Source organism: Allobosea sp. P4_E12 (assembly GCF_056401655.1).
Genome location: NZ_JBFUIY010000050.1, coordinates 1 through 21,313, shown reverse-complemented (window position 1 = coordinate 21,313; position 21,313 = coordinate 1). Strand labels below are relative to the sequence as shown.

The window sequence follows — 21,313 nt, the reverse complement described above, 5'->3', positions numbered from 1 at the left end:
GAAACTGCGCCGGCACAGAACGAACCGGCGTGACGGGGATGGAGAGCAGGCGATGATGTCGAGCAGGAACTGGGTGGGTCATCTCGTGCTGGCGGCCGGGATTCTCGGCGTCGCCGGCGGGGCCTATGCGGCCGACAACAAGGTTGTGCTCTACACCGCCCATAAATCCTCGATCGTGCAGAAGATGATCCCGCTCTTCGAAGCCGAGACCGGAATCAAGGCCGAGGTCGTGCAGCTCGGGTCCGGCGATGTCTTCCGCCGCGCCCGCGCCGAGGCCAGCGCGCCCAAGGCCGATGTGATCTGGAGCGTCACCGGCTCGCTGCTCAGCGAAAACGCCGATCTGCTCACGCCCTATACGTCCAAGGAACAGGCGGCGATCGACGAGCGTTTCGTCGCGAGCCCGGCCTGGACGCCCTATACGACCGTGATCTACGTGCTGATGGTCAACAACAAGATGGTCAAGGACGCCGAGATCCCGAAGACCTGGGCCGAGCTGTCCGATCCGAAATGGAAGGGCAAGGTCGCCTCGGCCCGCGTCGACAATTCCGGCTCGGCCTTCCAGCAGATGACGACCGTGCTGACCGCCGGCGGCGACAAGGGCTGGGAGGTCTATGGCAAGCTCGCCAAGAACTTCATCTTCTCCGACAGCTCCGGCGCCGTGCCGCGCTACGTCGCCGATGGAGAGGCGCCGCTCGGCCTGACGCTCGAGGACAATGCGCTCGAATATGTCGCCGGCGGAGCGCCGGTGAAGATCGCCTATATCGCGGACGGCACGACGACCTCGCCCGACGGCGTGGGGCTGGTGAAGGGCGCACCCAATCCGGAACCCGCGAAGCGCTTCATCGACTGGGCCTTGTCGAAGAAGACGCAGGAAGCGCTGGTGAAGGAAGCCGGCCGCCGCTCAGTGCGCAAGGATGTTGCCGCGCCGGGCGATGTGAAGCCGCTCGCCGAGCTGACCCTGGTCAAGCTCAAATCCGTAGAGGAACTCGGCGGCACCAAGGCGATGATCGAAAAGTGGAGGCAGGCGACCGGCCAGTGATGGCTTGAACGAGCCGGCTGAAGCCGCCTCGCGCCGATATCCACCATGCAGATTGAAAGCTTCAGCCTCGGCAAGCGCTTCGCCAGCCCTGAGGAGAACGAAGACAGCGTCGTCATCCTGCCCGGCCGCGGCTATGCCGTGATCGATGGCGTGACCGACCGCAGCGGCCGCCGCTTCGGGACGATGCGGGCCGGGCGCTTCGCCTCGGCCCGGGTCGCCACCGAAGTCGCCCGCTTCCTCCTCAGCGAAGACCTGAGCGTGCGCGGCGGCGATGCGCGCGTGCGCCGGCTGGTCCTGGCGCTCAGCGACACGCTGCGCGGCGGCTACGCGGCGCATGGCCTGGCGGAGCGGGTGGAAGGTGATGCGTCAGCGCGGATCGGCTGCACGCTGTCGCTGGGCTACCATGACGGCCCGGCCCTTCAGCTCGTCTCGATCGGCGATTCCGGCATCCGCTTAAGCGGACAAACGCTCGGGACTGTCCGCCATGTCGAGGCGAAGCCCCTCGACCGCGTGACCGCGCTGATCCGGCGGGAATGCTGGGCCTATCTCGGCCGGATGCGGGCCGATCCCCTGCACCAGCGCGCGATCTCGGACGATGCCGTCTGGAACGGGTTGCGCGTGCCGCCGGCAGGCTTGAGCGCGGAGGCAAGCGCCGAGGTCAGGGCCCATGTGCTGCATCTTTGCAGCGAGGAGATGCCGACGATCGCGCGCACCGAGATCGAGCGGCTGCTCGACAGCGGCATCAGCGGCCAGCGCGTCTTCGCCAATCACCCTACCAGCGATCTCGGCTATGGCGTGCTCGACGGATTCGCCATCGCCGAACGGCATGTCTTCACCGCCGACTATGCCGCAGACGAGGTCTCGCGGCTCGAACTGTTCAGCGACGGCTATTTCGCCGAGCCCGAGGCCTTTGGCGTCACGGCCTGGGAGGCGAGCTTCGCCGAGGTCGAGCGGCTCGACCCCGACAAGATCGGCCCCTATGCCAGCGTGAAGGGCTCGGGCCCCGATGGCTGGACCGACGACCGGACCTATCTCGGCATCGCGTTTGATCGCTGATCGGGGCGATGCCGCCCCCTTATTCGGGCGCGCCCTCGCGCCGCCTGAGCGCCTTCAGCCGGCTGATCAGATGGCGGGCGCCCATCAGGATATGCTGCTCCAGATGGTCCTTGGCGCGCTCGATATCGCCCGCTCTGCAGAGATCGAGCAGGAGCTGGTGCTCGCGGTTCATGCGCTCGCGCCCGCCCGTCAGCCGGATCGGCAGCGGGAAATGGCGATAGGCGTTCAGATAGAGCTTTCGGATCAGCGCCAGCGTCTGCGGGCGGTTGGCCGGTGCATAGAGCGCGGCATGGAAAGCCCAGTTCAGGCTCGACCAGTTCTCATCCTGCTGATCTTCCGCGATCTGCGCCAGGATCTCTTCGGCCCTTTGATAGTGCTGCGCCGTCATCAGCTGCATCGAGAGTTCGAGAAGCCAGGTCTCGAGCCGGGCTCGGATCTCGTAGGTTTCCTCGAGATCGTCGATCGACAGGCCTGAGACCACCGCGCCCTTGTGGGATTCCTGCCTGACCAGGCCCTCGGCCTCGAGCTGATGCAGGGCTTCGCGGATCGGGACCCGGCTGACGCCAAGCTCGGCAGCCAGTTTCTCCTGACGCAGCTGGATGCCTTCGGGCAAGGCGCCCGACAGGATCTGGTCGCGCAGCAGGTCGACGACCCGCGCGGTCGTCGTCTTGCGCTGAAGCGCGGGAGGATTGTTCGACAGGATGGAAGCCGTCATCGCCTGCTCACGCGTCTCCTGCTCTGGCGCCTGGAGCCAATCCCTGCCCTGAAGCGCAGTTCATTTCAATCCGGGCGGCGGCCATAGGGAGGGATAACCGGTTTTGTATCCAATCCCGGCGCGCGCTTGGAGGGGGCCACAAACGACATATCACGCCATTCCGCCCCCTCTTGCGTCAGGCCTAGCGGCATCGTAATGGAAATTGGATCCAATATCCAATCTTGTTGAGAACACCCGTGATCGCGATCAGCAACAATGAAGGGGCCTGCGGCATTCCCGCGACCGCCCGCGCACTCGCCAAGGGCGAAGCGGCTCTCGACGCGATCGAGGCGGGCATCAGGCTTGTCGAAGCCAGTGAGAGCGTCCGCACCGTCGGCCGCGGCGGCTGGCCCAATCTCCTGGGCGAGGTCGAGCTCGATGCCTCCGTGATGGACGGCACCAGCCTGCGCAGCGGAGCCGTGGGCGCACTGACCGGCTATCTGCATCCGGTCAGCATTGCCCGCCAGGTGCTCGAACGCCTGCCGCATGAGCTATTGGTCGGCGAAGGCGCCAGGCGCTTCGCCGCCGAGATCAGCGCGGAGGCCGGCGAACTCCTGATGCCGCATGCCCGGACCGCCTGGGAGCGCTGGTTCCGGGACGAGGTCAGCGAAGCCGACCGCGCGAACTGGCCGGACGTGCCGATGGCGGAGCTCTGCGCCCAGGCGATCGACCCGGAAACCGGCCGCGACACCACGGTCTTCCTGGCTCAGGACGCGCAGACCCATATCGGGGCGGGCACCAGCACCTCCGGCTGGGGCTGGAAATATCCGGGGCGTCTCGGCGACAGCCCGATCATCGGCGCCGGTTCCTATGCCGATACGCGTTACGGCGCCTGCGCCTGCACCGGCGTCGGCGAAATGAGCATCCGGGCCGGCACCTCGCGCGCGGTCGTGCTCTACATGAAGATGGGCATGGGCGTCGAAGATGCGGTCTACGAGGCCGTTGCCGACATGCGCGCGCTGAAGGGCGGGCTGATCGGCCGGGTGACGATCCACGCCATCGACGCAGCGGGCGGCCACAAGGTCGTGGCCGTGAACGGCCTGCCGGAAAACCACTACTGGCTCTGGCGCAGCGGCGAGGCAGCGCCTTCGAGCCATCCTTGCGAGATCATCGCGATCAGCGAGGACCCCGCCCCCAAGCCGACCGCCCATCGCCGATATGAGGCGATGGGGCTTTGACCTCCTGCCCTGGATCATCGGACCGGAAACCTATCCGGTCCGATGATCCAACCTTTTGTGTTTGCATCGGCTTTGCCCCGAAAACCGCAATCCACTTTTCGGGCCGATGCGCGAGTTCCATCGATCATCAGGGATAGTGACCATGGCCCATTCCGGAAGACTCCTCCTGTCAGCGCTGGCAGGCCTGCTGCTCGCCGGCACCGCCGCCCATGCCGAGGGCACGCTCGACCGCATCAAGCAACGCGGGCAGTTGATCTGCGGCACGAGCACCGGCATTGCCGGGTTCAGCATGGCCGATGCGCAGGGCAGCTGGAGCGGGCTCGATGTTGATATCTGCCGGGCGCTCGCAGCCGCGATCTTCGACGACCCTTCGAAGATCAAGTTCGTTCCGCTGGCCAGCAAGGACCGCCTGACCGCGTTGCAGAGCGGCGAGATCGACGTGCTGCCGCGCACCACGACCTGGACGCTGAGCCGCGACGCCGGCCAGGGCCTGAACTTCACCGCCGTGAACTATTATGACGGCCAGGGCTTCCAGGTGCGCGCCAAGGCCGGGATCAAGTCGGTGAAGGAGCTGGATGGGGCCTCGATCTGCACTGTGCAGGGCACGACCAATGAGCTGAATCTCGCGGACTATTTCCGCGTCAACAAGATGAAATACGAGGTCGTCGCCTTCCAGGGCATCGATGAGACGGTGAAGGCCTATGAGAGCGGTCGCTGCGACGCAATCTCAACTGATATCTCGCAGCTCGTCTCCTATCGCCTGAAGATGTCGGACCCGGCCGAGCATGTCCTGCTGCCGGACGTGATCTCGAAGGAGCCGATCGGCCCCTATGTCCGCCAGGGCGACGACGAATGGTTCGACATCGTGCGCTGGACGGTCTTTGCGCTGATCAATGCCGAGGAGCTCGGTGTCACCCAGGCGAATCTCGCCGAGATGCTGAAATCCGAGAATCCGGAGATCCGCCGACTGCTCGGGGTCGAAGGCAAATTTGGCGTGGGGCTCGGCCTGACGTCCGACTGGATCGCCCGGATCATCCGGCATGTCGGCAATTACGGCGAAAGCTACGAGCGCAATCTCGGCACCGGCAGCCGCATCGGCCTGCCGCGCGGGTTGAACAATCTCTGGTCCAAGGGTGGCATCCAGTTTGCACCGCCCGTGCGCTGATCCAGAGCTTTCCAGGGGACGCCGCAAGCTCCCTGGATTGCGTCGCGGACAGCCTCTGAAAGCGGCGTCGTGGGCTCTCCTACGGCGCCGCTTTTATCATTCGCGGCGGGGCGCCGCGCATCCCCGCCGGGCGCCAATGGCCCAGCGCTGCGACATAGCCGACGCAACAGGCCAGGCTGCGATAGCTGGGCGATGTCGGAGCTCCTCGCTTGAACAGCCTCCCACCTGCACCGATTCCCTGGCTGATCGAATCGTCCGCGCAGGACTCACGGCTCCGGATCGACGGAATCAGCGAGTCCCTGTCCGCCCCGTCCCGCATGGCGAGCACTGGAGCTACCTGAGACAATACGCTGCAACGCGCTGGCGTCTCAGGAGCGACCGAGTAGCCGAGGCGCAAACGCGTGTGCTGCGGGCGGCGGGACCGCTGCCAGCAGCGCTGTGGAACGGCCCCCGCGCGAGGCCGCCGGTCACGCAGGCCCTCGGGAGCCACACAGCTCTCCACACACATCATCCCCCGCATTCAACCGATTGGCAGAAAAAGCGTTTCCTGCCTTTCAGCACATTTCCGAGGGTTGCATTCCGGTAGGTGAAGGGCCGGATTTTTACGACTCGTTAACCATTCCATTCCTAGATCATGGCAACTGAAAATTTACCAAGATGACTGACGTGTTAACTCAACCTAGGCCGATCCGCCTCAAGGGGCGCTCCTATCTTGCTCTCACGCTGACCCCGGAGCTTCCCTTCGAGGATTGGCTGACGCGGCTCGACGAATTGGCTGGTCTGTCTGCCGGATTTTTCCTGCGGCGGCCGGTGGTGGTCGATGTCGAGGGCCTGAATATCGACCGGCCGCAGCTGCGCGACCTCGTCGGCCAGCTCGGCAAGCGCAATGTGCGGATCATGGGCATCGAGGGCGCACCACCCTCGCTGCTTGGCGCGGACCTGCCGCCGGCGATGTCGGGCGGGCGCGCGGCCTCGGATATCGAAGCCCCGACCGCCGAACAGGCGCCGCAGGCCGAGGTCGCCGAGGGCGTGCAGCCTCCCGCCCCTGCCCCGCAGCCGGTCAAGGCGACGCCGTCGATCATCGTGACCGAGCCGGTGCGCTCGGGGCAGTCGCTGATCTTCACCGAAGGCGACGTCACCGTCATCGGCTCGGTCGCATCGGGCGCCGAGATCGTCGCCGGCGGCTCGATCCATGTCTACGGCACGCTCAGGGGCCGGGCGATCGCCGGGGCGATGGGCAATGCCTCTGCGCGCATCTTCTGCCGCAAGCTCGAGGCGGAGCTTCTCGCGATCGACGGTTTCTACAAGACGGCCGAGGACCTCGGACCCGACATGCGCGGCAAGGCCGTCCAGATCTGGCTCGAAGGCGAAACATTCAAAGTTGGATCACTCGCCTGAAACGACGGCGTATCCACAGAAAGCGGGAGAGTGCAATGGGCAAGGTCATCGTAGTCACATCGGGCAAGGGCGGCGTCGGCAAGACGACATCGTCCGCCGCATTGGGGGCAGCGCTTGCGCATAATGGCGACAAGGTCGTGGTCGTCGATTTCGACGTCGGGCTGCGCAATCTCGACCTCGTCATGGGTGCGGAACGACGCGTGGTCTATGACATCGTCAACGTCATCCAGGGCGAAGCGAAGCTGACGCAGGCGCTGATCCGCGACAAGCGGCTGGAGTCGCTCTACCTGCTGCCGGCCTCGCAGACCCGCGACAAGGACAATCTCACGCCTGAAGGCGTCGAGAAGGTGATTGCCGCCCTGAAATCGGCCTTCGACTGGGTCATCTGCGACAGCCCGGCCGGCATCGAGCGCGGCGCGACGCTCGCCATGCGCCATGCCGATGTCGCGATCGTGGTGACCAATCCGGAAGTCTCCTCGGTGCGCGATTCCGACCGGATCATCGGGCTGCTCGATTCCAAGACGCTCAAGGCCGAGCAAGGCGAGCGGATGGAGAAACACCTGCTGCTGACCCGCTACGACCCGATCCGGGCCGAGCGCGGCGACATGCTGAAGGTCGACGACGTCCTCGAAATCCTGTCGATCCCGCTGCTCGGCATCATCCCCGAAAGCATGGACGTGCTGCGCGCCTCCAATGTCGGCTCGCCGGTCACCCTGGCCGATGGCCGCAGCGCGCCGGCGATCGCCTATTTCGAGGCTGCGCGCCGCCTCAAGGGCGAAAACCTGCCGGTAACTATTCCTGGTGAAAAGAAGGGCTTCTTCGGCAAGATTTTCGGAAGGAAAGCGGCATGAACTTCCTTCGTATTTTCACCCGCTCCCAGTCGTCGGCCCCCGCCGCCCGCGAGCGCCTGCAGGTGCTGCTCGCCCATGAGCGCGCCTCGGTCGGGGATTCCGACCTCGTCACCAAGCTGCGCGACGAAATCCTGCGTGCGATCTCGAAGCATATGCAGATCGATGACGACCGGGTCAGCGTCAAGATGGAGCGCGGCGCCAAGGTCTCGACGCTCGCCGTCGATATCGAGATCCCGTTCGACGCAGAGAAGAAGACGAAGAAAGCGGCCTGACGGCCGCCCCGCCCCCTCCCTGGGGGCTCAGCCATGCTGGATCATCCGACCGGAACTCGTATCCGATCAGATAGTCCAGCATTTTGCGTTTGCACGCATCGAAAGGGCTCACGCCCGGGCCCGGCTCAGAGCGCGGTCAAGGCCTGACGATCGTCCTGCGATCCGGCCCAGCTGAGCCACATGGCAGCGGTCCAGGAGAAGTCCGGGCCGCCGCATCCTGTGCCGTCGCGCGGGTCGAAATACTCCCAGAACCCGTTCTGCCGGACGAGATCGCCGCTGTCGCGCCGGAGCAGGCCGGCCTCCTCGGTCAGGCAATAGGCAGAAAAGCCGTCGGCGATCATCCGGTTCATCATCAGCCAGACCGGGCCGCGCCAATAGCGCGTCGCATCGAAACGCCGATCGCGCGGATCGCTGCTGGCGACGGAGAAGCCGGCTGCGGCCCGGCTTGCCGCGAGATGGCGCTTGAGCGCGAGCGCATCCTCCTGGCTCGCCATGCGCGCGTAGAGCGGGAGATAGGCGGCGCAGGTGACGGCCTCGCTCAGACGCCCGCTGCGCAGGTCGAGCGACCGATACAACCCGTCGGGCCCCTTGAGCCGCGACATCGCCGTCTCGCTGCGTGCGATCCAGCCTTGCAGGGCAGCCGCCTCGGTGGTGAGGCCCAGCTCTTCCGCCAGCTTCAGAAGATCGCGATCGGCGCGCAGCAGGATCGACTGGATGCCGAGATCGCAGACCCGGAAGGAGAGCCCGCGCGCGACGGCCACCCCGTCCCAGCGCAGGGTCTTGGCTTCCTCGACCAGGGTCATGACCCGGTTGTAGAAATCATGCGTCGGGCGGTGGGCCGCATCGACATGGCCGAGATCCTTGCGCAGATGCGCGACATCGACCTGCGGCACGACATTGGCGAGCGGCTCGTCCCAGTCCGGCGAATTGTCCCGCCCCGATTCCCAGGGGTGGACCATGGTGACGAGCCCGGTGCCGTCCGGGTCGCGGGTCTCGTGCCACCAGCGATGCGAGGCGAAGAGTTTGGGGACGAGAGCCCGGATCCGCGAGGCATCGCGGCCGGACAGCCCGTGCAGCACCCGCGCCGCAGTCGCCGCGACGGGGGGTTGCGAGATTCCCGACGTCAGCGGCTGGCGCTGGATGCCCCAGGCCTCGGGGCCGGGATAGTAGCCGTCTGCCGGGGCGCGGAACACGATATGCGGCACCATGCCATCGTCCCACTGACCCTCGAACAGGGTTTCCAGCTCGCGCCAGGCGCGGTCGAGATCGAAGGTGGCGAAGCCGAGCGCGACGAAGGCCGAATCCCAGTTCCACTGGAACGGGTAGACGCGGCCATTGGGGACGGTGAACCCGCCACGGTCATTGCGGCGCAGCACGGCGCGCGCGGCCTCATCGCGGTCCGAAGGAGGTGTGGTCGACAGCATGGCTCAGGCTCCGGGATGAGTGCGGCCCGTTTCCGGGTCGATCCAGACAATGCGGGTAGGGTCGAGCGCCAGGCCGAGCGTTTCGCCCGCTGCGATCCGGGCAGCAGGCGGCGCGACGACACGGGCAAGATCATCGCCGATCCTGCCGGTGAGCAGGAGATGCGAACCCATCGGCTCCGCGACCCGCACGGTGAAGGGCACGCCGCCGGCGGTCTCGGTCAGCTTCGCATCCTCGCCGCGGAAGCCGAGGACGATCGGCCCGTCGGCCGGCGATGCCAATGTCAGCCCGCCGAGCCGGGCCTGGCCGGAGGTCGCGACCGTGTTGACGAAATTCATCGGCGGCGAGCCGACGAAGCCACCGACGAAGCGGGTCGCGGGCCGCGAATAGACCTCGGTCGGCGTGCCGATCTGCACGATATGGCCGCCATGCATCACCGCGATCCGATCGGCCAGGCCCATGGCCTCGGTCTGGTCATGCGTGACGTAGATCGTGGTCGTTCCGGCCTCGCGCAGGACGCTGCGCAGCTCCGCCCGCATCTCCAGCCTGAGCAGCGCGTCGAGATTGGAGAGCGGCTCGTCCATCAGGAGCACGGCCGGCTCGACCGCGAGCGCACGCGCCACCGCGACGCGCTGGCGCTGTCCGCCCGAGAGCTTGGCCGGAAAGCGCTCCAGATACTGCTCGATATGCAGCAGCTCGGCCGCCTTGCGCACCTTCGCCTCGACACGCGCCTGGTCGGCGCCCTTCATGCGCAGACCGAAGGCGACATTCTCGAACACCGTCATATGCGGGAAGACGGCATAGTTCTGGAACACCATGGCAAGGCCGCGCTGGGCCGGCTTCAGAGAGGAGACGTCGCGTTCGCCGATCATGACCTTGCCGGCGCTCTGCACCTCCAGCCCGGCGATGATGCGCAGCAGCGTGGTCTTGCCGCAGCCGGAGGGGCCGAGCAGCGCGACGAATTCGCCATCCTCGACGGTGAGCGAAATCTCCTGCAGGGCAACCGCATTGCCGAACTGCTTGGCGACCTTATCGATCAGGATCCCGGCCAACGGTCTCCTCCCTATTTGCTCGAGACGCCCCACATCGCGAACAGGTATTTCCTGACCGCGAAGATGAAGAGCACCGAGGGAATGATGAGAATGAAGCCGCCGGCGAAGCGGTAATGCAGCGGCGACTCGGAGAGGACCGTCAGCAGATAGGCGGTGAGCGTGCGCTCGCGCACGGTCAGAACCGAGGCGGCAAAAACCTCGTTCCAGGAGATGACGAAGGCGAAGATCGCCGCAGCTGCGATGCCGGGCAGCGCCAGCGGCAGCACCACCTTGCGGAAGGCCTGCCAGCGCGTACAGCCGAAGACCCAGGCCGCCTCCTCGTATTCGCGGGGAATGCCCATGAAGAGCGACGAAGTCACGAGCGCGGCGAAGGGCAGCGCCAGCGCCGTGTGGATCAGCGAGACGCCGAAGGGCGTGTCGTAGAGCCCGACCCGGATGAAGATGACGGTCAGCGGCAGGGCAAGGATCGCCAGCGGAAAGGCGCGCGTCAGCAGCACCAGCAGGCGAAAGGCGCTCTGTCCCCGGAAGGCGAAGCGCGCCAGGGCATAGCCCGCGGGTGCGCCGAGCAGGATCGAGAACAGCATGGTCAGCGATGCGGCGATCAGCGAATTCAGGGCCGCGTTCCAGACGCCTTCGATCCTGAGGAAGGTGGCGAGCGCCGCGAAGCCGGCCTCGCCGGGGGCGAAGGATTTCGGCCATTTGAACACGGCAAGCCGCCCGCCCATGGCGCCGAGCCCGATCAGGTAGATCGGCACCAGCACCCAGGCGCAGAGCGCCAGCACGCCCGTGACATAAAGCCATTTGCGGGGCGCGCTCATGCTTGCGTCTCCGGATCGACGCGCAGCGCCTTCAAATAGATGATCGTCGCCGCGAGCGAGATCACCATCACGAGCACGGCATAGGCGGCCGCGACGCCGTAATTCTGGTTCTCGTTCTGCCAGGTATAGGCTTCGCCGACGATGATCGGGAAATTGCGCCCGCCGAGCGCATAGACCACCGCAAAGACCTCGAAGGCCAGGACCGTGCGCAGGATCAGCGCCGATTGCAGGCTGGGCTTCAGCAGCGGCAGGGTGATCTTGCGGAACTTGGTCCAGGGGGTGGCGCCGAAGATGTCGGCGGCCTCGCCGAATTCCTTCGGGATGAGCTGGATGCCGGCGACGAGAATGATCAGGACGATCGCGGTCGCACGCCAGATTTCGGCCAGGACGACGGCGAAGAACAGCGCGACCGGCGTCTCGCTGTTGAGATAGGCGGTCGGGCCGCTGATCACGCCGATCTGGAACAGCAGTGTGTTGAGATAGCCGGAATCCTGCAGGATCGCGAGCCAGACAAGGCCGGCTGCAAGATCCGAGACGCCGAGCGGGATCGTCCAGATCCAGAGCACGAGCTCGCGCCCGCGCGTCATCCTCTGCAGCATCAGCCCCATGACGAGCGCGAGCGCCACCTGCAGCGGGATCACCACCGCGACGAGGGCGAAGGTGTTGCGCAGCGCGGTCGGAAAATTGAGGTCCCCCGCCATGCGGGCATAGTTGGCGAGCGAAAACCCCTGCCCGCCATCGAAGGAGAGCAGGATGGTCTGGCCGAGCGGTACCAGGAAGAAGGCTGCAAGAAAGGCGACCGAGGGCGCGATCAGCAGATAGGGCAGCCAGCGCGGCTGGAGCATGGTCGAAGGCCTCTGCAAGGCGCTCCCGGAGGCTGCGCTTCGGTCGGGGACCGGAGCGCAGCTCGTCCTGAGCTCAGGTGACCGGGCAGGCGCCCTGGCTCGGCTTGTCGGGCGCCCAGCAGGGCGCAGCGGTCTGGACCATCAGGCTGCGCAGGATCTCGGCCTGGGCGTCGAGAACCGCGCGGATCGGCTCGTTGCGCAGCACGATGCGCTGGAACGTGTCGAAATAGACCTTGTTGAACTCGCCGCCCTTGTCGCCGAGGCCGATCGGCAGGAGGGCGACGATCGCGTCCTTCGCGCCCTGCGTCTTCGCCACGCCGTCGGCGAGCAGCTTGACGCCGGCCGGCAAGTCGGGCGGCAGGGGCGCATCCACGACCGGGAAGAAGCCGACCTCCTGCGCCGCGGCAAGCTGTGTCGCAGGCTTCAACAGATGCTCGATCACGGCTGCGGCCTGGGCCCGGTTCGGCGCATCCTTGGCGATGGAGAGCCCGGCAATGACGGGCATATAGGCGCGCCCCTTGGCGCCGGCTGGAGGCGCCACGACGAGATACTGGTCAGGCTCGGCAGTCAGGGCGTCCTTGACGCGGGCGATATGGTCCCAGGCGATCCAGATCTCGCCGGCCATCAGCGGCTCCTGCATGAAATTATAGTTGTTGGCGTTGGGGTTCACCGTCGCCCAGAGCGCCTTGAAATCGGCCCAGCCCTTCTCGGCCGCGGCCGAGCGGAACTCGGTCACCATCGAGCCGGTATAGGAGGGCACGAGATTGCCCTGCACGAAGCGGGCGAACAGGCCCTTCGGCCCGGCCGGGAAGCCGATGCGGCGCTGGCCGGTCTTCTCCTGGATCGCCTTGCCCCAGGCGGCGAGCTGCTCATAGGTCAGCGCGTTGACATCGGCGCCAGCCGGCAGGAAGGGCAGCGCCGCCTTCTTGATGACGAGGACATAGGTCGCCTGCATCCAGGGGATGTATTGCTGATTGGGCGTGCCGAGCTTGCCGAGTTCCATCAGTCCGGCTGGAATGCCGCTCGCGCCGAGTTTCGCCGCGATATCGTCGACCGCGTCGAGCGAGCCTGCCGGCACGAGCGGCTGCAATTCGCCATGCAGTGCGCCCATCAGGCTGATCGTGCGCTTGCCTGCGGCCTGTTCCGCTTTCATGCGCACGGCAAATTGCGGCGGCTCCTCGACCACATAGGTGGTTTTCGGCGCGCCCTTGAGCAGGACCTCGCGCACCTTCTGCGCCTCGTCGATCGGGCGCAGCTGCGTCGAGAGGAAGACGAGGTCCTGCGCCTTCGCAACGGGTGCAACAAGCATGGCCCCCGCCGCGACGGCGGCGCATGCCAGATGGTTGAGCGTCTTCCTATCGTCCTCCCTGCCTCGCTTGTTCTGGTTTGCGGGGGAAAAGGGCCGGTTGCGAGCGCCTGGCCGTTTCCGTGATCGGATCAGCGACGCGCCTCCCCCAGCGAGGCGCGTGCAATGAACTCGACCGAATTGATCTCGGTCAGGTCGCGGGGATCGGCTCCGCCGATGCGCGCCAGCGCCATCTCCGCGAGGCGGCGGCCGGTCGCGGCGATCGGCAGCTCCATCGTCGCGAGCGCGGGGTCCGAGAAGGCGGAGGCGGGAATGTTGTCATGGCCGATGATCGCGATGTCGCGCCCGACGACGAGACCGCGCTCGCGGATGGCGCGCATCGCGCCCAGCGCCATGCTGTCGGTCGCGCAGAGCAGCGCGGTGGGCTGCGCCGGCTGCGCCAGAAGCAGCCCCGCCGCACGATAGCCGCCGGCCTCGTCGGCGCTGCCCTCGATGATCGCGCCGAAAATGCCAGCCTGGCGAAGGGCCAGCGCGAAGCCGCTCCGGCGCAGATGCGCGAAGGTGAAGGCCGAGGGCGCCGCAAGATGGCCGATCCGGCGGTGGCCGAGGGCGGCCAGGCGCAGCACGGCATCGTGGAACGCGGCCTCGCCATCCCCGTCGACAAAGGCATAGGGCTCTGGAAAATCGCTACGCCCCATCGCGACGAAGGGAAAGCCGGCATCTGTGAGGTAGCGCAGGCGAGCATCCTCGCGGCGGGTGCGGACGACGATGATGGCGTCGGTGCGGCGGCCGTCGACAAGGCGGCGATAGGTCTTGAGCTCGTCGGGGCCGGGCAGCGCGGCGATCAAGGTCAGATCATAGCCCTGCTCCGCCAGCCGTTCGCCGATCGAGCCCAGCAGCTCTAGATAGAGCGGCTCGTTGAAATGGCCCGGCCCGGCCGGAAGCACCATCGTGACGATCTCGGTCAGCCCGCGACGCAACCGCCGGGCTGCGGAATTGGGCCGGTAACCGGCCGCCTCCGCCGCTGCCCGCACGCGGTCTCGCGTGGCGAGCGCAACATCGTCATAGCCGTCGAGCGCCCGCGAGACGGTGGTGATCGACAATCCCAGCGTTTGCGCCAGCGCGCGCAACGAGCTCATCGGCATCTCAATGGTTGGACGATCGGCGCCTCACGTTCAGGATAACCCGATCCAAAACGTTTTGGGAAGTCGATTCAAGTTTGGCATGCGTCACGCCTTGCGGCGACGGCGCGGCGCGCTTTCGGGCTTGAGGTTGCTCGCGCCTAGGCCCGGCGGGCTGCGGCCGAGAGGCGCACGGCCTCGGCAATCTGTGCAAACTGCTTGGCGAGCGGGCTCGTCTTGCGCCAGACCATGCCGATCGTGCGCGATGGCTGGGGGTCCTTGAAGCGCGTGACGCAGACCGAGGCCGAGCGTGTCTCGACCGCGACTGCCATCTCCGGAATCAGGGTCACGCCCATGCCGGCATCGACCATCTGCACCAGGGTCGAGAGCGAGCTTGCATCCAGCAGGTCGCGCGGGTGCATGGTGCGCGGGTTCTTGTTGCAGAACGAGAGGGCCTGCTCGCGAAAGCAATGCCCCTCCTCCAGCAACAGCAACCGCATTTCGTGGAGATCCTCGCGATTGGGGGCTGGCTTCCCCTCGTCCTCGCGTGACCGGACGAGGACGAAGCTTTCCGTGAAGAGCGCGGCCTCGGTCAGCGAAGGCTCGGAAACCGGCAGCGCCACGACCGCCATGTCGAGCCGGCCTTCATTCAGCTCCTGCACGAGTTTCGGCGTCAGCGTCTCGCGGACATGGAGGTCCAGCCCGTCATGGAGGCCGGTCAGGTCGGCGATCAGGCCGGGCAGCAGATAGGGCGCGACCGTGGGAATCACACCGATGCGCAGCCTGGCGACGAGCCCGCCGCGCGAGCTGCGCGCATAGTCCTCCAGCTCGTCGACCGAGCGCAGGATGTCCTTGGTGCGCAGCGCGATCTCTTCGCCGAAACTCGTCAGCCGGACCTGGCGCCGGTCCCTTTCGAAGAGTTTGGCGCCGAGTTCCTCCTCAAAGGCCTTGATCTGCATCGACAGGGCCGGCTGGGAGATGGCGCAACTCTCCGCCGCGCGTCCGAAGTGGCGCTGGCGGGCCAGCGCCTCGAAATAACGCAGCTGTTTCAGTGTCAGGTTCGTCATAATCTTAGCTTATCGACGCAATCAGAAAATCGGAATTAATATAATGAAACCCTTTTGCTAAGAGGCTCCTTGCGACGATGAGGAGCAGGCAATGCCGAGACCGCCCCGCATGATCAAGACCGGTGGCGTTCCGCTCGTGGCCGACCTGGCCGAGTCCAGCCGCCGGCACCCGTCGATGTCCCTGTTTCCAGCCGCCCGGCTGGCAGGCCTGCCAGGCAGGCCATGAAAGCGGATCGCCTGCCCCGGCACCGACCCGCCTGTGATCGAGAAACGCGCAATCAGCGTAACGTGAATTGGAGAGAATCATGAATGCGAAGACTGAGGGGGGAGCCGGGAAATGCCCGGTCGCTCACGGGACCAGCGGCACCCAGAGCCGCGACTGGTGGCCCAACCAACTGCGCGTCGACCTGCTGAACCAGCACTCGTCCAAGTCCGATCCGCTGGACCAGGCCTTCGATTACCGGCAGGAATTCAGCAAGCTCGACTATGAAGAGCTGAAGAACGATCTGCGCAAGCTGATGACCGACTCGCAGGACTGGTGGCCGGCCGATTTCGGCCATTACGGCCCGCAATTCGTCCGCATGTCCTGGCACGCCGCCGGCACCTATCGCCTGAGTGACGGCCGTGGCGGCGGTGGCCGCGGCCAGCAGCGCTTCGCCCCGCTCAACAGCTGGCCGGACAACGTCAATATCGACAAGTCGCGCCGCCTGCTCTGGCCGATCAAGCAGAAATACGGCCAGCGGATCTCCTGGGCCGACCTGATGATCCTCACCGGCAATGTCGCGCTGGAGACCATGGGCTTCCGCACCTTCGGCTTCGCCGCCGGCCGCGCCGATACCTGGGAGCCGGATCTCGACGTCAACTGGGGTGCCGAGACCGCCTGGCTGACGCATCGCCCGCTCGATGCGTTCGACGCTCCGCTCAGCGCCACCGAAATGGGCCTGATCTACGTCAACCCGGAAGGCCCCGGCGCCAATGGCGACCCGCTCTCGGCGGCCCATTTCATCCGTGAGACCTTCGCCCGCATGGCGATGAACGACGAGGAGACCGTCGCGCTGATCGGCGGCGGCCATACCTTCGGCAAGACCCATGGCGCAGCGCCCGAATCCCACAAGGGACCGGAACCCGAAGGCGCAGGCCTCGAGGCGCAGGGCCTGGGCTGGGCCAGCAATTATGGCAGCGGCTTTGGCGCGGATGCCGTCGGCAGCGGCATCGAGGTCACCTGGACGCAGACGCCGGCGCAGTGGAGCAACCACTTCTTCGAGAACCTGTTCAAATACGAATGGGTGCAGACCCGCAGCCCCGGCGGCGCCATCCAATGGGAGGCGAAGGACGCGGAGGACGTCATCCCCGACGCCCATGATCCGTCGAAGAAGCGCAAACCGACCATGCTGACGACCGACCTGTCGCTGCGCGTGGACCCCGCTTACGAGAAGATATCGCGCCGCTTCCTGCAGAATCCGCAGGCCTTCGCGGAGGCCTTCGCCCGGGCCTGGTTCAAGCTGACCCATCGCGATCTCGGCCCGCGTTCGCGCTATCTCGGACCGGAAGTGCCCCGGGAAGAGCTGACCTGGCAGGATCCGGTGCCGGCCGTCGAGCATCCCCTGATCAATGACGAGGATGCGGCTGCGCTGAAGGCCAAGGTCCTGGCCTCGGGCCTGAGCGTCTCCGAGCTCGTCGGCACCGCCTGGGCCTCGGCCTCCACCTTCCGCGGCGGCGACAAGCGCGGCGGCGCCAACGGCGCGCGCGTTCGCCTCGCGCCGCAGAAGGACTGGGAGGTCAACCAGCCCCTGCAGCTCGCCAATGTGCTCAAGGTCCTCAAGGGCATCCAGTCGGAGTTCAACCTGGCCGCGACCGGCGGCAAGGAGGTCTCGCTGGCCGACCTGATCGTGCTGGCGGGCAATGCCGGCGTCGAGCAGGCGGCGAAGGCTGCCGGCCAGAATGTCACCGTCCCGTTCGCTCCGGGCCGCACCGATGCCTCGCAGGGGCAGACGGACATCCATGCCTTCAACGTCATGGAGCCGCAGGCGGACGGCTTCCGCAACTACCAGAAGGCGGCGCTCAAGGTGCCGGCCGAGGTGGCCCTGATCGACAAGGCGCAGCTGCTGACGCTGACCGCACCCGAGATGACCGTGCTGGTCGGTGGACTGCGCGCGATCAACATCAATGTCGATGGCACGAGCCACGGCGTCCTSACCGACCGTCCSGGCRYGCTGACGAMCGACTTCTTCGTCAACCTGCTGGACATGGGCACGCAGTGGAAGGCGAAGCCTGACTCCAAGGACGTGTTCGAGGGCACCGACCGCAAGAGCGGCGCGCCGAAATGGACCGGCACCCGCGTCGATCTCGTGTTCGGGTCGAACTCGGTGCTGCGTGCGCTGGCGGAGGTCTATGCCAGCTCGGACGCGCAGGCGAAGTTCGTGAAGGACTTCGTTGCGGCCTGGACCAAGGTGACGAACCTCGATCGCTTCGATCTGGTCTGATCCAGACGAATAATACCTTCAGCGGCCGCTCCCGGGCGGCTGCTGAAGCTCTGTCCTTGCCCGTGAGCCAGGCTCGACTTCGGGCCAGGGGTCAGTGAGAGCCCGGCGCCCCTGACGTCGATGGCCCCTGCCCCGTCTTGCAAGATCCGGCTATTCCAGCCATCTGATGGGCCGCGTTCCCCAGCCAGACAGCATGCAGCCATGACAACCCAGACCGCCGAAAGCCGAAGCTTCGAAGCCGATGTCTCCCGCCTGCTCCATATGATGGTGCACTCGGTCTATTCGGACCGGGACGTCTTCCTGCGGGAGCTGATTTCCAACGCCGCCGACGCCAGCGAGAAGCTGCGCTACGAGGCCATCGCCCGGCCGGAGCTTCTCGGCGACGACCTCAAGCTCGCGATCACGATCGCGGCCGATCCCGAGGCCGGCACGCTCGTCATTGCCGATAACGGCATCGGCATGAGCCGCAACGAGATGATCGAGGCGCTCGGCACCATCGCCCGCTCCGGCACGCGCGGCTTCATGGAGCGCATCGCGACCGCCGAGGGCAAGGAAGGCGCACAGCTCATCGGCCAGTTTGGCGTCGGTTTCTACTCAGCCTTCATGGTCGCCGACAAGGTCGAGGTCGTCAGCCGCCGCGCCCGCAGCGACGAGGCCTGGCTCTGGTCGTCGGACGGCAAGGGCGAGTTCACCGTCGCCCCCGTTGGGCTGGATGATGCCCCTCTGCGCGGTACGCGCGTGACGCTGCATCTGATGGAGGATGCCAAATCCTATGCGGAGCGCTGGACGCTGGAGCGCATCGTCAGGGAACAATCCGGCCATGTGCCGGTGCCGATCTCGCTGATCGAGAAGCCGGGCGCGGAGGCAACCACGCTGGCCGACGGCGCGGCGCTGTGGGCCAAGCCCAAGAACGAGATCAGCGCGCAGGACTACACGGATTTCTATCGCAGCGTCGCCGCGCAATATGACGAGCCCGCCACGACGGTCCATTTCCGGGCCGAGGGCCGCCATGAATACACCGCGCTGCTCTTCGTGCCGGGCGGGCGTCCGTTCGACCTGTTCGACGCCGATCGCAAGGGCCGCATCAAGCTCTATGTGAAGCGCGTCTTCATCACCGACGAGGCGGAGTTCCTGCCGCGCTATCTGCGCTTCGTGCGCGGCATCGTCGACACCGCCGATCTGCCGCTGAACGTCTCGCGCGAGATGATCCAGGACAGCCCGCTGCTGAGCGCGATCAAGAAGGGCGTGACCAGCCGCGTCCTCTCCGAGTTGTCGAAGCTCGCCGAACAGGACGGCGATAGCTTCGCCAAGATCTGGGAGAATTTCGGCGCGGTCATCAAGGAGGGGATCTACGAGGATTTCGAGCGTCGCGCCCAATTGCTCGGCCTCGCCCGCTTCAAGACGACAGCCGCAAGCGACGGCCGACGCAGCCTGAAGGACTATGTCGCAGCTCTCAGGGAGAACCAGACGGCGATCTACTATATCGCCGGCGACGACGCAGACCGGATCGCGAACTCCCCGCAGCTCGAAGGTTTTAGGGCGCGCGGCATCGAGGTGCTGCTGCTCAGCGACCCCGTTGACAGCTTCTGGGTCTCGGGAGCGCCGGAATTCGAGGGCAAGCCGTTCAAGTCGGTGACGCAGGGCGCAGCCGATCTCAGCCTGATCCCCCTGCTCGACGATGCGACGCCGCCCTCCGCCGAGACGAGCGAGGCGGTGCAGGCCTTGCTCGCGGCGATGAAGGAGGTTCTCGCGGGTGAGGTCGCCGATGTCAGGGCCTCCGACCGGCTGACCGACAGCGCGGTCTGCCTGGTCGCGGCGGAAGACGGGCCGGATCGCCAGTTCGAGCGGCTCTTGACCGCGGGCGGGCGCATCGAGCGCGCAAGCAAGCCGATCCTCGAGGTCAATCCGCGGCACGCGATGATCCAGGGACTGGCCGGCGTGCAGAACGAGGCCGTGCGCAGCGATGTCGCAAACCTCCTGCTCGATACAGCCCGCGTGCTCGACGGCGAGCGCCCCACCGATGCCAAGGCGTTCTCCGAGCGCCTGAGCCGGCTGGTCGCGCTTGGCCTTGCGGCCTCGTAGGAACCGGATGCAGCGTGCGTGCCGGTTCGGCGCGCACGCCCTCTCGGCTCCAGGCGAAAGGCGCCGGCGACGCTTCCGCGTCAGGCGATTTTTGGGCGCAAAACCAAGGCGTTGCTAGCGAATTCTGCGACTTTGAATCGCCTGGATTGACCTGCCTCTCACGGGAGGCATGAGCCTCAGGCGCTGGTGAGCTGCGCCTGCAGATCGGCGAAATCCGTGAACACCAGATCCGGCCATTGGGCGAGCAAGGCGGCAGGGGCGTTGTAGCCGAAGGTCACCGCCCCGCAGGCCATTCCGGCCTTGCGGGCGGCCTCGATGTCGCGAAGCTCATCGCCGATCGCAATTGCGCGCTCCCGCGGGACGCCCAGCCGCTTCGCAACAGCCTTGAACTTGGCGCTCTTTCCCCAGAGCGAGGCGCCGCAGTCGAAGGCGCTGACATGCTCCGCAGCCCGGCCCAGTGTTCGCCGGATCGTCTCCTCCGCATTGGAGCTGACGACGGCGATCCTGATGCCGTGACGGGCGAGGTTTGCGAGCGCCTGTTCGACACCGTCGAAGAGGCGAACCTCGCCCTGGCTCTGCGCATTGAGTTGGCGCATATGCGCGGCGATCGCGGGGATCTTCCACAGGGGAACACCGAGATGGGCCACAATCTCGCGGCTACCAAGCGCACGCAGATCGTCCCTCTCCTGCTCCAGGACCTCGCGAAAGCCAAATCGCCGGGCGGTCTCGTTCAGCACCGAACAGAACCATGGAAAGCTATCGGCCAGCGTTCCGTCGAAATCGAAGATGGCGAGCGCGTAGCGAGGCATGGCCGGAGTGGAGTGTGAGAGGTTTGCGGGGATAACCCGAACTGCGGCGGCGGAGGACATTCATTCGAATGAGACGCCGCTTGTCCGGTATCGCTTCGTGGTCGTGGATGACAGAGGCATTATCGCAATGTCCGGGTTCTGTGCATGGCCCATCGCTGTTGCGGGTCCGATCCGGAGCCCCGCGGCAGAGCGGAGCGAACTCACTTCTCCGCCGCGAACCGGCGGCGGCGGGAGGCGAGACGTGGCTTTCTGGCGCCGGGCTATTTCGGGAACAGGAACTGGAGCTGGGCCCTGAGCTGCCAGTCGGCGCCGCCGCTGGGCTTTGCGACGTTGTAATAGGCTGCGAGCTGCGCGTTGACCGGCTGATGGCCGATCTTGAACACCCGTCCGAAGCCGCCGCCGACCGGCACCGTCCAGCGGTCGCCATGGCCGGCCTCCCAGTCGGCGGTGATGATCGGGGACGAGGTCAGGTACCAGCCGCCGTGGAAATTGTAGTTCACGAAGGGCTGCAGCGTCATCGCGTTGACCGCGCTGCGGTTGCTCTTGCCCGCGAAGGACCAGACATTGTTGACGAGGACGCCGACGACCCAGGGGC

At 66.3% G+C, this 21,313-nt stretch carries 19 protein-coding genes and 1 pseudogene; 10 read left to right on the top strand and 10 right to left on the bottom strand.

The features are described 5' to 3' along the window. Positions 1-52 precede the first annotated feature (52 nt). Positions 53-1,039 carry an extracellular solute-binding protein gene (locus tag AC1DW9_RS33235; protein ID WP_476777225.1) on the top strand — a complete coding sequence of 329 codons (987 nt, stop codon included), beginning with the start codon at positions 53-55 and terminating at the stop codon, positions 1,037-1,039. Between the two features lie 45 nt (positions 1,040-1,084). Next, entirely contained in the window at positions 1,085-2,095 is a 1,011-nt protein-coding gene (locus AC1DW9_RS33230) for a hypothetical protein (RefSeq protein ID WP_476777224.1), read from the top strand. Positions 2,096-2,114: 19 nt separating this feature from the next. Here AC1DW9_RS33230 and AC1DW9_RS33225 read toward each other — a convergent pair whose 3' ends face one another. Then, entirely contained in the window at positions 2,115-2,810 is a 696-nt protein-coding gene (locus AC1DW9_RS33225) for a GntR family transcriptional regulator (RefSeq protein ID WP_476777223.1), read from the bottom strand. A 236-nt stretch (positions 2,811-3,046) separates the two neighbouring features. On the opposite strand from AC1DW9_RS33225, the gene AC1DW9_RS33220 reads away from it, so the two are divergent. The 5 genes from AC1DW9_RS33220 (at position 3,047) to minE (ending at position 7,713) form a co-directional block, all read left to right on the top strand. Continuing rightward, complete coding sequence (locus AC1DW9_RS33220; RefSeq protein ID WP_441508310.1) at positions 3,047-4,027, top strand: glycosylasparaginase; 981 nt, start codon at positions 3,047-3,049, stop codon at positions 4,025-4,027. Positions 4,028-4,169: 142 nt separating this feature from the next. Further along, positions 4,170-5,192, top strand: coding sequence for an amino acid ABC transporter substrate-binding protein (locus tag AC1DW9_RS33215; protein ID WP_476777222.1), 1,023 nt, complete (start codon positions 4,170-4,172; stop codon positions 5,190-5,192). A gap of 657 nt (positions 5,193-5,849) precedes the next feature. Further along, complete coding sequence (gene minC, locus AC1DW9_RS33210) at positions 5,850-6,590, top strand: septum site-determining protein MinC (protein WP_441508308.1); 741 nt, start codon at positions 5,850-5,852, stop codon at positions 6,588-6,590. 35 nt (positions 6,591-6,625) lie between these two features. Next, positions 6,626-7,441, top strand: coding sequence for a septum site-determining protein MinD (gene minD / locus AC1DW9_RS33205; RefSeq protein WP_113516688.1), 816 nt, complete (start codon positions 6,626-6,628; stop codon positions 7,439-7,441). Further along, positions 7,438-7,713, top strand: a complete 276-nt coding sequence (gene minE / locus AC1DW9_RS33200) for a cell division topological specificity factor MinE (protein ID WP_441492312.1) — start codon at positions 7,438-7,440, stop codon at positions 7,711-7,713. The genes minD and minE overlap by 4 nt, the downstream gene beginning before the upstream one ends. A gap of 125 nt (positions 7,714-7,838) precedes the next feature. On the opposite strand, the gene AC1DW9_RS33195 is transcribed toward minE, so the two are convergent. The 7 genes from AC1DW9_RS33195 to AC1DW9_RS33165 all read right to left on the bottom strand — a co-directional run bounded on the left by AC1DW9_RS33195 (position 7,839) and on the right by AC1DW9_RS33165 (position 15,344). Further along, positions 7,839-9,137, bottom strand: coding sequence for an MGH1-like glycoside hydrolase domain-containing protein (locus tag AC1DW9_RS33195; protein WP_476777221.1), 1,299 nt, complete (start codon positions 9,135-9,137; stop codon positions 7,839-7,841). Positions 9,138-9,140: 3 nt separating this feature from the next. Then, a complete protein-coding gene (locus tag AC1DW9_RS33190; protein WP_441508305.1) occupies positions 9,141-10,187 on the bottom strand; it encodes an ABC transporter ATP-binding protein in 1,047 nt (348 codons plus the stop codon). Positions 10,188-10,198: 11 nt separating this feature from the next. Then, the gene (locus AC1DW9_RS33185; RefSeq protein WP_441508304.1) at positions 10,199-11,005 is read right to left on the bottom strand and encodes a carbohydrate ABC transporter permease; all 807 of its coding nucleotides are present in this window, start codon (positions 11,003-11,005) and stop codon (positions 10,199-10,201) included. Beyond that, positions 11,002-11,850, bottom strand: coding sequence for a carbohydrate ABC transporter permease (locus AC1DW9_RS33180; protein WP_476777220.1), 849 nt, complete (start codon positions 11,848-11,850; stop codon positions 11,002-11,004). The genes AC1DW9_RS33185 and AC1DW9_RS33180 overlap by 4 nt, the downstream gene beginning before the upstream one ends. 73 nt (positions 11,851-11,923) lie before the next feature. Beyond that, positions 11,924-13,159 carry an extracellular solute-binding protein gene (locus AC1DW9_RS33175; RefSeq protein ID WP_476777219.1) on the bottom strand — a complete coding sequence of 412 codons (1,236 nt, stop codon included), beginning with the start codon at positions 13,157-13,159 and terminating at the stop codon, positions 11,924-11,926. A 128-nt stretch (positions 13,160-13,287) separates the two neighbouring features. Next, positions 13,288-14,295: a LacI family DNA-binding transcriptional regulator gene (locus tag AC1DW9_RS33170; RefSeq protein WP_441508302.1), complete on the bottom strand. Its 1,008-nt coding sequence runs from the start codon at positions 14,293-14,295 to the stop codon at positions 13,288-13,290. A 143-nt stretch (positions 14,296-14,438) separates the two neighbouring features. Further along, positions 14,439-15,344, bottom strand: a complete 906-nt coding sequence (locus AC1DW9_RS33165) for a hydrogen peroxide-inducible genes activator (protein ID WP_476777218.1) — start codon at positions 15,342-15,344, stop codon at positions 14,439-14,441. Between the two features lie 91 nt (positions 15,345-15,435). On the opposite strand from AC1DW9_RS33165, the gene AC1DW9_RS33160 reads away from it, so the two are divergent. From AC1DW9_RS33160 to htpG, 3 genes are all read left to right on the top strand, one after another. Continuing rightward, positions 15,436-15,570 (top strand): hypothetical protein, encoded by a 135-nt coding sequence (locus AC1DW9_RS33160; RefSeq protein WP_476777217.1) that lies wholly within the window; start codon positions 15,436-15,438, stop codon positions 15,568-15,570. A gap of 79 nt (positions 15,571-15,649) precedes the next feature. Beyond that, positions 15,650-17,827, top strand: a complete 2,178-nt coding sequence (katG, locus tag AC1DW9_RS33155) for a catalase/peroxidase HPI (protein WP_476855317.1) — start codon at positions 15,650-15,652, stop codon at positions 17,825-17,827. A gap of 201 nt (positions 17,828-18,028) precedes the next feature. Continuing rightward, positions 18,029-19,909, top strand: a complete 1,881-nt coding sequence (gene htpG, locus AC1DW9_RS33150) for a molecular chaperone HtpG (protein ID WP_441508299.1) — start codon at positions 18,029-18,031, stop codon at positions 19,907-19,909. 176 nt (positions 19,910-20,085) lie between these two features. Here htpG and AC1DW9_RS33145 read toward each other — a convergent pair whose 3' ends face one another. After that, positions 20,086-20,718 carry an HAD-IA family hydrolase gene (locus tag AC1DW9_RS33145; RefSeq protein WP_441492301.1) on the bottom strand — a complete coding sequence of 211 codons (633 nt, stop codon included), beginning with the start codon at positions 20,716-20,718 and terminating at the stop codon, positions 20,086-20,088. Between the two features lie 260 nt (positions 20,719-20,978). Next, positions 20,979-21,313: pseudogene (locus tag AC1DW9_RS33140) on the bottom strand (outer membrane protein); the annotation flags it as partial.

Bases quoted from the DNA above. Each gene is read 5' to 3' on its own strand.
- AC1DW9_RS33195 (WP_476777221.1), bottom strand. From the start codon at position 9,137: ATGCTGTCGACCACACCTCCTTCGGACCGCGATGAGGCCGCGCGCGCC.
- AC1DW9_RS33160 (WP_476777217.1), top strand. From the start codon at position 15,436: ATGCCGAGACCGCCCCGCATGATCAAGACCGGTGGCGTTCCGCTCGTG.
- minD (WP_113516688.1), top strand. From the start codon at position 6,626: ATGGGCAAGGTCATCGTAGTCACATCGGGCAAGGGCGGCGTCGGCAAG.
- AC1DW9_RS33185 (WP_441508304.1), bottom strand. From the start codon at position 11,005: ATGAGCGCGCCCCGCAAATGGCTTTATGTCACGGGCGTGCTGGCGCTC.
- AC1DW9_RS33235 (WP_476777225.1), top strand. From the start codon at position 53: ATGATGTCGAGCAGGAACTGGGTGGGTCATCTCGTGCTGGCGGCCGGG.
- minE (WP_441492312.1), top strand. From the start codon at position 7,438: ATGAACTTCCTTCGTATTTTCACCCGCTCCCAGTCGTCGGCCCCCGCC.
- AC1DW9_RS33165 (WP_476777218.1), bottom strand. From the start codon at position 15,344: ATGACGAACCTGACACTGAAACAGCTGCGTTATTTCGAGGCGCTGGCC.
- AC1DW9_RS33180 (WP_476777220.1), bottom strand. From the start codon at position 11,850: ATGCTCCAGCCGCGCTGGCTGCCCTATCTGCTGATCGCGCCCTCGGTC.
- minC (WP_441508308.1), top strand. From the start codon at position 5,850: ATGACTGACGTGTTAACTCAACCTAGGCCGATCCGCCTCAAGGGGCGC.
- htpG (WP_441508299.1), top strand. From the start codon at position 18,029: ATGACAACCCAGACCGCCGAAAGCCGAAGCTTCGAAGCCGATGTCTCC.
- AC1DW9_RS33225 (WP_476777223.1), bottom strand. From the start codon at position 2,810: ATGACGGCTTCCATCCTGTCGAACAATCCTCCCGCGCTTCAGCGCAAG.
- AC1DW9_RS33170 (WP_441508302.1), bottom strand. From the start codon at position 14,295: ATGAGCTCGTTGCGCGCGCTGGCGCAAACGCTGGGATTGTCGATCACC.
- AC1DW9_RS33145 (WP_441492301.1), bottom strand. From the start codon at position 20,718: ATGCCTCGCTACGCGCTCGCCATCTTCGATTTCGACGGAACGCTGGCC.
- AC1DW9_RS33175 (WP_476777219.1), bottom strand. From the start codon at position 13,159: ATGCTTGTTGCACCCGTTGCGAAGGCGCAGGACCTCGTCTTCCTCTCG.
- AC1DW9_RS33215 (WP_476777222.1), top strand. From the start codon at position 4,170: ATGGCCCATTCCGGAAGACTCCTCCTGTCAGCGCTGGCAGGCCTGCTG.
- AC1DW9_RS33230 (WP_476777224.1), top strand. From the start codon at position 1,085: ATGCAGATTGAAAGCTTCAGCCTCGGCAAGCGCTTCGCCAGCCCTGAG.